This window comes from Gracilibacillus lacisalsi DSM 19029, from assembly GCF_000377765.1.
Lineage (GTDB): Bacteria > Bacillota > Bacilli > Bacillales > Amphibacillaceae > Gracilibacillus > Gracilibacillus lacisalsi.
The window spans coordinates 174,197-187,423 of record NZ_KB898663.1; the positions used below are offsets into that span (position 1 = coordinate 174,197).

13 protein-coding genes are annotated in these 13,227 nt (G+C 37.2%); all 13 read right to left on the bottom strand.

The annotated features are described in order from the left end of the window. Position 1: 1 nt before the first annotated feature. The 13 genes from D569_RS0103355 to fliD all read right to left on the bottom strand — a co-directional run bounded on the left by D569_RS0103355 (position 2) and on the right by fliD (position 13,219). On the bottom strand, positions 2-865 hold the full coding sequence (locus D569_RS0103355; protein ID WP_018930987.1) for a YitT family protein: 864 nt from the start codon (positions 863-865) through the stop codon (positions 2-4). Positions 866-983: 118 nt separating this feature from the next. After that, positions 984-2,085, bottom strand: a protein-coding gene (gene prfB, locus D569_RS0103360; RefSeq protein ID WP_156822873.1) for a peptide chain release factor 2 whose coding sequence is annotated in 2 segments (ribosomal slippage) — positions 984-2,012 and positions 2,014-2,085 — 1,101 coding nt in all. Because the reading frame shifts where the segments join, the coding sequence is not laid out codon by codon here. Between the two features lie 22 nt (positions 2,086-2,107). Beyond that, a complete protein-coding gene (gene secA / locus D569_RS0103365; protein ID WP_018930989.1) occupies positions 2,108-4,618 on the bottom strand; it encodes a preprotein translocase subunit SecA in 2,511 nt (836 codons plus the stop codon). Positions 4,619-5,220: 602 nt separating this feature from the next. Next, positions 5,221-6,201 (bottom strand): SPFH domain-containing protein, encoded by a 981-nt coding sequence (locus tag D569_RS0103370; RefSeq protein WP_026287199.1) that lies wholly within the window; start codon positions 6,199-6,201, stop codon positions 5,221-5,223. A gap of 26 nt (positions 6,202-6,227) precedes the next feature. Next, a complete protein-coding gene (locus D569_RS0103375) occupies positions 6,228-6,992 on the bottom strand; it encodes a TPM domain-containing protein (protein WP_018930991.1) in 765 nt (254 codons plus the stop codon). Then, on the bottom strand, positions 6,989-8,017 hold the full coding sequence (locus tag D569_RS0103380; RefSeq protein WP_018930992.1) for a TFIIB-type zinc ribbon-containing protein: 1,029 nt from the start codon (positions 8,015-8,017) through the stop codon (positions 6,989-6,991). The genes D569_RS0103375 and D569_RS0103380 overlap by 4 nt, the downstream gene beginning before the upstream one ends. 10 nt (positions 8,018-8,027) lie before the next feature. Further along, positions 8,028-8,552 (bottom strand): PspA/IM30 family protein, encoded by a 525-nt coding sequence (locus D569_RS0103385; protein WP_018930993.1) that lies wholly within the window; start codon positions 8,550-8,552, stop codon positions 8,028-8,030. Between the two features lie 154 nt (positions 8,553-8,706). Beyond that, positions 8,707-9,267 carry a ribosome hibernation-promoting factor, HPF/YfiA family gene (gene hpf / locus D569_RS0103390; protein ID WP_018930994.1) on the bottom strand — a complete coding sequence of 187 codons (561 nt, stop codon included), beginning with the start codon at positions 9,265-9,267 and terminating at the stop codon, positions 8,707-8,709. A gap of 194 nt (positions 9,268-9,461) precedes the next feature. Then, complete coding sequence (fliT, locus tag D569_RS0103395; RefSeq protein ID WP_018930995.1) at positions 9,462-9,818, bottom strand: flagellar protein FliT; 357 nt, start codon at positions 9,816-9,818, stop codon at positions 9,462-9,464. Continuing rightward, positions 9,815-10,213, bottom strand: a complete 399-nt coding sequence (fliS, locus tag D569_RS0103400; protein WP_018930996.1) for a flagellar export chaperone FliS — start codon at positions 10,211-10,213, stop codon at positions 9,815-9,817. Before fliS ends, fliT begins: the two co-directional genes overlap by 4 nt. A 28-nt stretch (positions 10,214-10,241) precedes the next feature. After that, positions 10,242-10,607: a flagellar protein FlaG gene (flaG, locus tag D569_RS0103405; protein ID WP_018930997.1), complete on the bottom strand. Its 366-nt coding sequence runs from the start codon at positions 10,605-10,607 to the stop codon at positions 10,242-10,244. Positions 10,608-10,914: 307 nt separating this feature from the next. Then, positions 10,915-11,091 carry a YjfB family protein gene (locus D569_RS23885; RefSeq protein WP_018930998.1) on the bottom strand — a complete coding sequence of 59 codons (177 nt, stop codon included), beginning with the start codon at positions 11,089-11,091 and terminating at the stop codon, positions 10,915-10,917. Between the two features lie 31 nt (positions 11,092-11,122). Beyond that, the gene (fliD, locus tag D569_RS0103415; protein WP_018930999.1) at positions 11,123-13,219 is read right to left on the bottom strand and encodes a flagellar filament capping protein FliD; all 2,097 of its coding nucleotides are present in this window, start codon (positions 13,217-13,219) and stop codon (positions 11,123-11,125) included. Between the last annotated feature and the right edge of the window lie 8 nt (positions 13,220-13,227).

The window sequence follows — 13,227 nt, forward strand, 5'->3', positions numbered from 1 at the left end:
ATCATCGCTTGAATCCTTCTCCAAGCACTTCTGTGGCATTCATTGCGATAACGAAAGCATCAGGATCTATCGATTTAACAGCTCTTGTGGTCTTACTGAATTCATTTTGCTGAACGACACACATTAATACTTTTCGATCCTCATCGGTGTAACCACCAGATCCTTTAAAAATAGTAACACCTCGATCAATATCATTCAACAAAATTCGACGAACTTCTTCAGGTTGATTCGTTATAACCATAACATTCTTAGAGGTATTTAGACCTACTTGTACAAAGTCAATCGTTCGGCTCGTAATAAATAAACCGATTAGTGCATATAAACCTTCTTCAATCGAAAAGACAAATGATGCTGTTAAAACGATTAAGCCATCAAACACCGCTAAACATATACCCAGCGGCAACGCAGTATATTTATGTAATATTTGTGCTGCTAAATCCATTCCACCTGTAGAAGCTTTTCCACGAAAGACAATGCCAATCCCAATTCCGACGATCATCCCACCAAAAATAGCTGCCAGCAGTGGATCTGCTGTCGCTGGTTGCAGATCTCTTGTCAAAAATACATAAAATGGTAAAATTATCGTACCAACAAGGGATTTTGCACCGAAATTTTTTCCTAAAATGACAATTCCTGCGATAAATAACGGAATGTTCAATCCCCATTGCACAATCGACGGTTCCCAATTGAAAACAGCCTTTGTAATAGTACTAACCCCCGCTACACCACCTGACGCGATATTATTAGGTAATAGAAAAAGGTTAAACGCGATGGCGACAAAAAATGCACCTACTAATACAAAAGAATAATCTAAAATTTGCCGTAAGCCATTCGGCATTTGCTTTCTTCGATATCTTGCGATCATGTTTGCATCACTCCTCAATTGTTTATTACACAGTAAAACGAGCAAAAGGAGAGCTTCCCCTTTTGCTCGTAGTGTCTGCACCGAGCACCCAGAATCTAGGTGCACTAAGGTTTCCTTATTAATTCATTACAGATCGTAGATAAGCATCAATAAAGTTGTCTATTTCTCCATCCATCACTGCTTGTGTGTTTCCAGTTTCATAATCTGTACGGTGATCTTTTACCATGGAATACGGATGGAAGACATAAGAGCGTATTTGACTGCCCCAGCCAATTTCTTTTTGTTCTCCACGAATTGCAGCCATTTCCTGTTGTTGTTTCTCTATTTCTAACTGATACAATTTCGCTTTTAACATTTTCATTGCTTGCTCTCTGTTTTTGATTTGCGATCTTTCTGACTGACACGTTACTACTGTATTTGTCGGTAAGTGGGTTATACGGACAGCTGAGTCAGTTGTGTTAACGTGCTGGCCACCTGCACCACTCGAACGGTACGTATCTATTTTTAAATCCTCAGTATTAATATCGATATCAATATCATCATCCAATTCTGGAGTTACATCACAGGAAACAAACGATGTATGGCGACGTCCGGATGAATCAAATGGTGAAATTCGAACAAGACGGTGCACCCCTTTTTCTGCTTTCAAATAACCATAGGCATTATGACCTTTGATTAGCAGGGTAACACTTTTGACCCCTGCCTCTTCACCTGGTAGATAATCCAATGTTTCTACTTTAAATCCTTTAGATTCTGCCCACCTTGTATACAAACGTAAAAGCATGCTTGCCCAGTCCTGTGATTCCGTACCACCTGCACCTGGGTGTAATTCCAATATGGCATTATTCTTATCATATGGTTCACTTAAAAGGATAAATAATTCAAATCGATTAAGTGCATCGGTAAGAGATTGTACTTCATTTTCCAAATCCTCATGAAGGTCGTCATCATTTTCTTCTTTGACTAACTCATAAGAAACTTCAGCATTTTCCAATGATTCTTCGTTTTTATCAAAAGCTTGTACTAGCTCTTTTAAACCATTTGCCTCATTGATTATTTTCTGGGCTGCTTGTTGATCATCCCAAAAACTCGGATCTGTCATCATCTCATCCAATTCTGCAATCCGGGCTCTCTTTGCCTCTAAGTCAAAGAGACCCCCTGAAGTCCGCTAATCGCTTAGCCATTTTATCTAATTCTTGTTTAATTTCTACTAGTTCCATCTTTCTTCCACCTCATTTAACCTTATCTTCCATGACAATGCTTATATTTCTTACCACTGCCACAAGGGCAAGGTTCATTACGACCTACTGTTTGTGCTTTGACAAACGGTCTTTTCACTTTTTTCTTCTGTTGATCGCCACCTGAAACAGCTTGGGTATCTTTCACTACTGCTTCTCGTTTTAAGTTTTCACGAATTTGGGCTTTCATTACATATTTCGATGCTTCTTCATTTATGACATCAATCATCTGTTCGAACATCGCGAAACCTTCCATCTGGTATTCGCGCAGTGGATCATTTTGACCATAGGCTCGCAAGTGAATCCCTTGGCGAAGCTGGTCCATTTGATCGATATGGTCCATCCACTTCGTATCAACTGTACGAAGAACGATAACTTTTTCAAATTCACGCATTCTCTCTGACGTAAATTCTTCTTCTTTTTGATCATATTTTTCCTTGATTTTGGCCATGATCAAGTCGATTACTTCATCTTTTTCTTTACCTTTCAGATCATCTTCGGTAATCCATTCTTCTTCAAGTAGAGTAGCATGGATATACTCGATTAAACCAGTTAGGTTCCAGTCCTCTGGAATATCCTCTGCCATATAGGTATTAACAGCATTTTCCACGGTTGTTTGTATCATTTGTTCAATGATTTCACGTAAATTATCAGAATCAATGACATCAAATCGTTGTTTATAAATAATTTCACGTTGTTGACGTAATACATCATCATACGAAAGAATCGTTTTACGTGCATCAAAGTTATTACCTTCTACCCGTTTTTGTGCGGATTCTACTGCACGTGATACCATTTTACTTTCAATCGGCTGAGTATCATCCATTCCAAGTCGTTCCATCATATTTTTCATATTGTCGGATCCGAATCGACGCATTAATTCATCTTCCATTGATAAATAGAATTGAGTAACACCTGGATCCCCTTGACGACCGGAACGACCACGTAACTGGTTGTCAATACGACGAGACTCGTGACGCTCTGTACCAATAACAGCAAGTCCTCCTAATTCTTTCACACCATCACCTAATTTAATATCGGTACCACGACCTGCCATGTTGGTAGCAATCGTCACGGCGTGTTTCTGACCGGCATTTTCAATAATTTCAGCCTCACGGTAGTGATTTTTCGCATTTAACACATTATGTTTTACACCAGCTTTTTTCAACAGCTTAGAAATCAATTCTGACGTTTCAACCGCTACTGTACCAACTAAAACTGGCTGACCTTTTTCATAGCGTTGTTTTATCTCCTCAACAACCGCTCTAAACTTACCTTCCATTGTTTTATAAATTAAATCAGCTTTATCTTCACGGATGATCGGCTTGTTCGTCGGAATTGCCACAACATCCATTGCATAAATATTGCGGAACTCTTCTTCTTCTGTTTTCGCGGTACCAGTCATACCAGCAAGCTTCTCATACATACGGAAATAGTTTTGGAATGTGATCGAAGCTAGGGTCATGCTTTCGTTTTGAATTTGTAAGCCTTCTTTTGCTTCAATCGCCTGGTGTAATCCATCACTATAACGACGACCTTTCATTAAACGACCCGTGAATTGATCGACAATCACTACTTGGTCTTCTTCCACAACATAATCCGTATCACGGTGCATTGCAACATGCGCTTTTAAAGCTTGGTTAATGTGATGCATCAATGTGACATGGTTCAAGTCAAAGAGATTCTCAATGTTAAAGAAACGTTCGGCCTTATTCATCCCTTCTTCTGTTAACTGTACACCTTTTGATTTTTCATCATACGTATAATCTTCTTCATTTTTTAATGTGCGAACAAAAGAATTCGCTTGTTGATACATGCTTGCTGATTTTTGAGCCGTACCAGAAATAATAAGGGGAGTACGTGCCTCATCAATTAAAATCGAGTCGACCTCATCGATAATGGCAAAGTGTAATGGGCGTTGTACCATTTGTTCCTTGTATAACACCATATTGTCACGCAAATAGTCAAAACCAAATTCATTATTTGTACCATATGTGATATCTGCTTCATAGGCTTCTCTTTTTTCCTCTTTCGGCATTCCGTTTTGATTAAATCCGACCGTCAAGCCTAAAAATTGATACAATTCTCCCATTTCTCTGGCATCACGATCAGCTAAGTAGTCGTTGACTGTGATAATATGGACACCTTTACCGGTTATCGCATTTAAATATGCCGGCATCGTGGAGGCGAGCGTTTTCCCTTCCCCTGTCTTCATTTCTGCAATATTGCCATTATGCATCGCTATCGCACCGACTAGTTGGACATAAAATGGTCGCATGCCTAACACACGATTCGCTGCTTCACGAACTACAGCATATGCTTCAACTAATAGGTCGTCTAAAGATTCACCATTTTGATAGCGTTCCTTGAATTCTTCCGTTTTATTTTTTAAATCATCATCAGATAATAGCTGTATCGATGGCTCTAACGCTTCTATTTCATCTGCAATTTTTTCTAAACTTTTGAGTTGACGTTGGTTACCATCACCGAATACTTTTTTTAATAATCCACGCATTGTAGCCGCTCCTCTTTATCTTAAAATCGATACATGTTTTCTAAAATAAATTTCCATTCTCTATCATAACACTTGGATGATAAAAATTACAATAATCCGCTAAAAGTGCATGTTCAAAAAGTTGCCAAATTAGAAGCAAGAAGGTCGAGGCGGTGAAGTTTCGAGTAGCGGAACGTATGCTTTTATATACGTGAGCACAAAGGAAAGCTTCATAGAACTACATCGCACGTCGGAAAAGTGTTCTTCTTTTCCAAGGAACGGTGAAGCAAGCCAACAAAGAGATTCGCCGCTTATCATTTGGTGACTTTTTGAACAACCTCTAAAAGAAAGGAGAAGCAATCGGAGGGGCCATGATTGCTTCTCAATTGAAAGGAAGAGTGGGGGTGATACCTCCCCCATAAAAAGGAGCTACCCTTTTTATAACACAGGTCGATCGCAAAGCAAAATGGCTGTTTTTTGATTTTCATAATTTGGAGGTAGTAGAAAACAAGTTTTTTATTAGTCGGTTTTCTTGTTTTGAAAGTTATAGCGTGTTAGAAAAAACGATTTTGTACTTTTTAATGAAAAAATGACTATCCCTTCAAAGAATAGCCATCTTTTACTTAAGCTAACTTATGACCGCAATTTCCACAAAAATTCATTCCTGCTGTTTTGTTCCCGCAATTCGGACAAAAATTAGGAATTGCTCCTGATTGATTACCTCCTTGATTTTGCCTAGGTTTTTCATTGGATGATTGATTTTGATTCCCGCCTTCCATCATTTCCTTGGCCATGTTCATCCCCATCATCATGCCAGCCATATCTGTTGCTGTATTGCCACCTTCTGATTTTCCAGATGCAATCGCATCTGTCATTGAAACGTCTTTGTATCGATTCATATCACCGATCATACCATGTGAAGCAGATTTGGTGATCATATCTTGGATTTCCTTAGGATAATTAAAGCTCATAATATTAAAGCGCGTGATTTCAAATCCATCACTATTCACTTGCATATCTAAGTCTTCTTTGATGCCATTGCTGATTTCAAAGGAATTTGCTTGGAGATTGAACATATCCTTACCTTCTTTAGTGATCCATTTCATTAATAGTTGATCCAGAATGGCTGTTATACGCAAACGAACATCCTCTACTAAATAACTATTCTTGACACCTGCAACATTATCAATTAGTTTCACATAATCGGTTACTTTAAATTGAAATGTCCCATTGGCACGAATGGGCATTCCACCTGGAAGCTGTGGGGTTGGAATATTAATGGCATTTTTTGTACCCCATTTAACCGTAAATTCTTTCGTATTAACAAAAACAACTTCTACTCGCATACCACTGTTAAAGCCGAACTTAAATCCTTTTAATGTCGACAGAAAAGGAATAATTTCAGATTCTATCTCATACTCTCCCTCATCCTTAAAGACACCTTCGATTTTCCCTTGATCGAAGAATATCGCATCCTGGCCAGGGTGGATAATCAATTTACTGCCTTTTTTGATTTCACGATTGCTCCATTTCCAAAAAATCATATCATCTCGGAACTCTTCCCATTCCACTACATTCGCTAATTGACCTCTAAAAAAACTCATCATTCTATCCAATCCTTTCTATTATATTAAAATCCGCCTCTACTTCCTGTATGAGAATGACCACCGCTCGTCACTCCACCACCGCCACCACTACTGCGGTTATTATTCTTTTGAATTTTTGTTTTTTGAACGGACTTTCTTATATATGTATCCCGTTTTTTCACGACTCGTGAGTTCTGAGGATCCATATAGGTTTGATGATCAACGGTGACACGTCCACCCATATTAAAAATCATCGAACCAACTACAACGGCACCTACCACGATTGCCACCACTAACTGAAACCAAGTTTTTAGAAAGATACTTTCTGGGTTAATTATTGGATTCACATCTAAATATTGATCGACTTTTTCAAAAAATTGCTTGGAAGCTTCTTTGTAATCACCATCTGATAATAAAGGGGTAATATGTTCGCGAATTTGATCTAACCGTTCATTTGATAAATAATCTTGTTTATTCCCAAATCCGGCTACATATACTTCTGATTCATTCAAGTCAATCGTCAAGATTGCTGTATCACCATGTGCTTGATTGTATCCAGGAGCATTTTCATCATAGAAATCTTGTGTATACTCCTTAACATCTCTATCCCCGGGATCTTTGGTAGTAACCACGAGTAAGTCTGTTTTATTTTCTTCACTATATTCTACGGCTAATTGTTCAAGTTCCGAGATCTCCTCATCATTGAAAATGTCAGCATCATCATAGATATATTGATGTTCTGCCATTATTGGTATGGCAAAAAGAAAAAATAGCATGAAAATAAAGAAACTATTTCTAATTTTTTTCATAGCAGATCACCACCTAGTAATATGGCAATCGTTTTTAACACAACAAACGATCCCCCTGCAATACTTGTAAACCAGATGGCCGCTTTTTTATAGCTGAGCGGTGGTTTACCAACGATTTTCCCGGTCTGACCGTTCATCGCAAAAGTATGCTCCTGTTTATCGAAGTCATAATACACCATCCAAACAGGCAACAAGGCATAATAACTATTTTTTTGCTTGGTATCGATATTTTTTTGCTGATATTGAACCGTTGAATAACCAGAAATTGTCGAAGAGACATATGAATCTATGAATGTCTTAATCTTTTCCTTCACTCTGCCAAACAATTCTTTATCGGTGTAATTGTATTTTTCCGCTAAATAGCCTGCTAAATAAGGCGTTTTAAATTCTTTCAACTCATTGTAATGATAAGGCTCTAACTTATCCATTAACGTATCATCCAGTTTCTCTGAAGCGTCTACGGGAACCTTCAAGTAACTAACATCTATATCACGATAAACATTATAATAGCGTGTTTCGGTATAGCGATAGTCTCCTCGTCGATAGGTTTTCACCTTTGTAGCAGTTGCTTTTACTTCGATATCACTGTCCAAATCGTACATCCAAAATGGGACATACATACCTGTGATACCTTTTACTCGGTCAGCTGTCATAAATCCTTTCGGTGTCAAGCGGCCGTTTTTACACCATTTTTTGAATGCTTCCATTGCCTCTTCTTTACTAATGGTAAAAGGGATCACTTTTGTTGGGGCTAAATCTCCAGACAAACGATCTGCCAAGACAACTCCTGCACCACAAAAGCTACAGGAAGTAGCTGTTGTATCTTGATCAGTTAAAACGACAGCTCCACAATTTTCACATTGGTACTCTTTCGCCTCATTTTCTTCAAATGATTGGGTAATATGAACATCCTCGTATGTATCGATATGCTCTTCTCTAAGACAGCTTTCACAGGATAGATGACCTGATTCACTGTCAAAAGCCATGTCTGAACCACAACTCGGACATTTATAATGAACTAACATCCTCTCACCTCTATTTTGTTGTAAATGAATCTTCCCGCAATTCTAATAATACTTCCGCTTCTGCTAATTCTTGTCTAACTTGTTCTTCATATTTCTCAACTTCAATCAGCGATTCAGCTTGTTTTTGCTTTACGTTTGCTTCTGTCTCCATTGCCTCAATATATGCTATATCCATCCCTTGTCTTTGGTGCAATGTCTGATAGATATCCTCCATTTTTTTTACTTTTAGCTTGAACTCTGCTTTTTGAGCATCTAACTGATCGATTTCAGTTAAAGCCTGTTGTTTCTGAAGCGAAAACGAATTCGTCTCTTCATGATGTGTCGCCTTTTCTTCATATCGCTCAAATTTTTGCACCTTACTTTGCTGTTCAATGATCTGTTGTTCAAGGCGGAGAATTTTTGCTTTCATTGTATCTATTTTGGCTTTTAGTTCACGTAATGTCTGTTCTGTATCTTTTTGTAATTGATGTAAGTTCTTTTTTTCATTATTCACGTTACTTTTGAGCACTTTCTTTACTCTGTTGAACAACCCCAAACTTATCACCTCTTTCGCTCTGTATTTATTATATACGATTTAAGGTAAATTTTGTTTCATTTTGTAAAATATGCTTGTACAAATACAGAAAAACCCGTTTCAACTCGATGTTGAAACGGGTTAGTCAGATCATATTCATTTTGGTTAAGTATAATTAACTTGGTTCGATCAGGCCGTATTTGCCGTCACGACGTTTATATACAACATTGGTATTCCCTGTATCTGAATTTTCGAAAACGAAGAATGCGTGTCCTAACATATCCATTTGTAACACCGCTTCTTCAGAATCCATTGGTTTTAAATCAAAACGCTTCGTTCTAACGATTTCTATTTCGTCATCTTCCAATTCTTCTGCTTCTTTTACTTGAACTGCTTCCCTTTCGAGTTCTGCAAATACGTGCTTTGGTGCACCTTGCTGGCGGAATTTACGGTTTACTTTTGTTTTATGCTTACGAATTTGCCTTTCTAGTTTGTCGACAACAAGATCGATTGCAGCGTATAAATCAATATGATTTTCTTCTGCTCTCAGTAATAAATTTGTCATTGGAATCGTTACTTCGATTTGTTGCTCATCATTATAGACACTTATATTCACATTTACATCAGAAGTGGGCGGAGTATCAAAATATCTTTCCAATTTACCTATTTTCCGTTCGACATACTCCTTAATGGCACTTGTCACTTCTACATTTTCTCCTCGGATGTTATATTTCATGAAAGTGTCCTCCTTTCAAACTATCAAGCTATAATAAGCTATATATCTATAATACCACAGTTTGTAAAAATTAAACGAGTAAATTGTGAATAAATTTCATAATATTTTTACAATTAATTAACATTTGGGAGGAAAGTTCACAAAAAAGGACGACTTGATCCACAAAAAAATAACCACTGCACCGTTTGCAATGGTTATTTCTTTGAATCTAAAAATCTGCCGTCAAAACTTGCGACATTTTTATATGGATTTAAATAAGAATGATTAGAGCGTGATTGTTTTTTTGCATTTCGCATGTCTTTTTTTATATGTTGAAATACTTTTGTTAATTCATGATTAAGTTGCTGATCGAGTTCGATCGCTTGTTTACCTAATTCCTGCTCTTCTGAAGAAAAAGGAGGTTTTATGTCTTTTGTTAGTGCTTCACGATCGTCGATTAACTGGTTTATTTTATTAATCGCATTTTCTCGTTGCTCATTATTTAATGGTTTTGCTAACAATTGCAACATAATTTTGGTTTTATCGATATATTTGTTCAGTGAGTCTATCATGAATTAACACCTTGTCCATGCTGCCGAATACGTTCTTGTTTAATCACTTCTTTCCATGTATCTCGGAAATTCTCGATTATTTCTCGGGCCTGTTCCAATTGCTCCAGATCATTTTTGATGTTTGCTTGGGTTAGCGCATGATATACGAAATCATATAAAGGCATGATCTCGTTTGCTATAGGAGCATCTTGATCTAACGTTACCATTAATTCACGGATAATATCCTGTGTTTTCTGGATCATTTCATTTTTAGATTGATGATTTTGTGATTCTATGGCCTTCTTTGCCTGTTTGATAAATTTCAGGCAGCCATTATATAACATCAAAGTTAATTCTCCTGGTGATGCCGTGTTAACGGAATTGTTTTGATATGCTTGATATTGTTGATAAGCCATAAAACGTACGCTCCTCTATTCATTGTTCCTATATTTTTTCATCTACGATAAATCCCATTAGTTCTGCCATTGATGCATAGACATCGAGCATTTTCTTAGGTGGAATTTCTTTAACGACTTCGTCTGTATCTCGGTCTACAATGGTTACATAATAACGATCTAATTTATCATGTAATTCATACCGAATACTAGTGTTAGATGGTTCTAAAAAGGAATTAAGTCCATCTACCATACTTTGTAATTGGTCTTTATTTAAATCAACGTTTCCGTTTAATAATTGTTGTTTTGCTTGTTCATGGTTATTGGATCGCTCTCTTGCGGATGTGGATAGTTCAAGCGTAGATTCAGTCTGTTGCATGAGTGGAGATCCAGTGATCATTTTACCAACTTCCATGACAATTTTCATCTCCTTATGTAATTGTTTCTATTAATATCGGAATCTTCGATAAAAGGTTTAGTGCTTTTTGCAATATTCTTAATAAGAAAAGTGCAGAGTGCCCAGTTTAGAAACGTGGCGACTCGCACGAATTAATGGAGATAAAGGAATCACTGAGGCGAACCGATGATGACTTATCGTAAGGTAATTCGTGAAGTCGTTTAGTTTTTGGTCGCTGGGAGCTAGACAAATATCTTAAATTATACTTTCTTACCTTAGCACAAAAGAACCTAAGTGACATCCACCTAGGTTCCTTTTCCCGATATTAACCTTTAATATCAATGTTACTACCAAGATGTGGTTGCATAGATGACTCCAGCATCTTGATCATATCACTAGATTGAGATTCTGCTTGATCTAGCGCTTTGTCCATCAAGGAAACACTTGCTTGTTGCTTCACTTGAGATTGATTCATCGCAATTGACATTGCTGCTATATCCATATTAGAGCCCCCTTTCAGAAGGTTGCTTTGTTTATTGCATCATCATACCGCCGAATTGCTGTTGCATATATGCAGCTTGTTGGTTTGCCCTTTGCATCGCTTGCTCCATTGCTGTAAATTGACTCCAGTACCGCTCCTCTACCTGTGTTAACCTATTTTCAAAACGAGTTATTTGTTCTTCAATTTGGTTTAAATTTCGCCCCAAAGTAAATTGATAGTTAGTGGAAGTTGCTCTGCCTGCTCTTTCCGTAATACGATCCCTTGCCCCATCAATTGTTTCATCTAGTCGACGTATAATACCTTTGTCACTATACTCAGAACCATCTCCGCGAAACAAATTTTCTACTGCTTGTGGATCGGATTCAATTGCTTCCTTTAATTTCGCTTCATTTATTTCTAATTTTCCACCTTGCATATAGTTTGCAGTAGTTTTTATACCAATTTCTGAAAGCTGGTTAATTACACTGCTTCCACCATTATCAACAGGTGAATAGAAATCTCTACGCATTTTGGTTAAAGTATCTCGTAAAATAGCATCATTCTTTAGCAAACCACTTTTTGCTAATTCTGTCCATTCTTCTTGTTGGGTTTCAGATAGGGATTCTTTTTGCTCATCTGTCAATGGATCATAATCTCTGTGATACTGCTCCGTAACTTTTCCATTTAATGTTTCGATTAGTTCATTATACGATTCAACAAATTCTACAATGTTTTCATATACTGCCTCTGAATCGTTTGAAACATTGACAGTTACTGGTTGATCTGTACCAGTAGCTGATCCGTCAAATGTCTGTTTTAAGTTAAAGGTTACACCGTCAATTTGAAATGTATTACTATGACGTTCCGTATTTAAATCGTTAATAGTAAACTTAGCGTTTTGTCCTTCCGTATAATTTGTTTTTGCGTCTGTAAAACCTAAAGTGCTTTTAATAAAGTCGCCTGAGACAGTAATGTCATCTTCACCAGCAACAAAGTCACCTGTCTCACTTCTTCTTAGAGTTAATTGATCTGAAAATGAGTCATACATCATCGATACACCAATATCCGCATTATTCACTTTATTGACGACTTGATTTAGCGATTGATCTCCCGTTACAAAAAATTGTTTATAGGACTCACCATCTTTGGTATTTGCACCTACACCAAAAGATGTATAATTTTGCTGATAGTCCAGAGTTATGTCCTTCTCTGCAGTTGTTGCTGAATCTAACGCAATTGTTCCCGTTGCGACATTAATTTGACCAATTGACACAGAAGGATCATTTTCATCTACTAAGGTATATACATCACCATTTTGAGAACTTAAATCAATTTTATAGTTCGTATTATCATAATTAAAATTAAAATTATCTGCAAAATTATTCCCGTCTGCATCCTCTGTAGCAATTGAAGTTGCACCAATTTTGATTGCTTTTACATCTTCACTTATAGTTTTTGATACTGTATTTGTATCTGTAACATATTGTGTTGCAACTGTATCACCTTTTTTCAATACACCATCAGCAAAAGTAATATCACCAGTAGCATAGTCAACATAAAATTCATTTTCTGCTAGATTAGCTTGATCGGTAGACTGTTTAAAACCTTTACCATTCACTTCGACACTCAAAGCGGAATCTGTTTTTAAAGTTTCGCCTAATGAAACATTCGTTGTTGCTGCATCAATATCTTCTGTCTTATTTTTAATCACACCTTGTTCCCAATTGACAGGACTGTCTAGTTTGCTAGATTCATTGATTAAACTTTTACTCGCATCTATTTTATTTGTTGAATCAGCAGAAATAGCTCCCTCATTCACCCAAGAGGCAGATTTAGCAAGTTGGTCTACTTTTGTTAGCGAAAAGGAAGTTTGGCTTGCAGCACTTGAAGCTGTAGCAGTGACAGCATCCTCATTTGTTGAAGAGACTTGTCTAGCTCGATAATTTGTCGTTAATTTCATTTGTGTAAGCTTTGAACTGAAATCAAGTAGTAAAGTGTTCATTTCACGATACGAGTCGCGCTTCCACTCTAACTCCTGCTTTTGTTGTTCCATTCGCTGTAATGGCATTCGTTCAGCTTTCATTAAATCTCTAACCATCGAATCGATATCCATACCACTAGCGAATCCGGTAACACGCATATTATTCATTTTCCCAC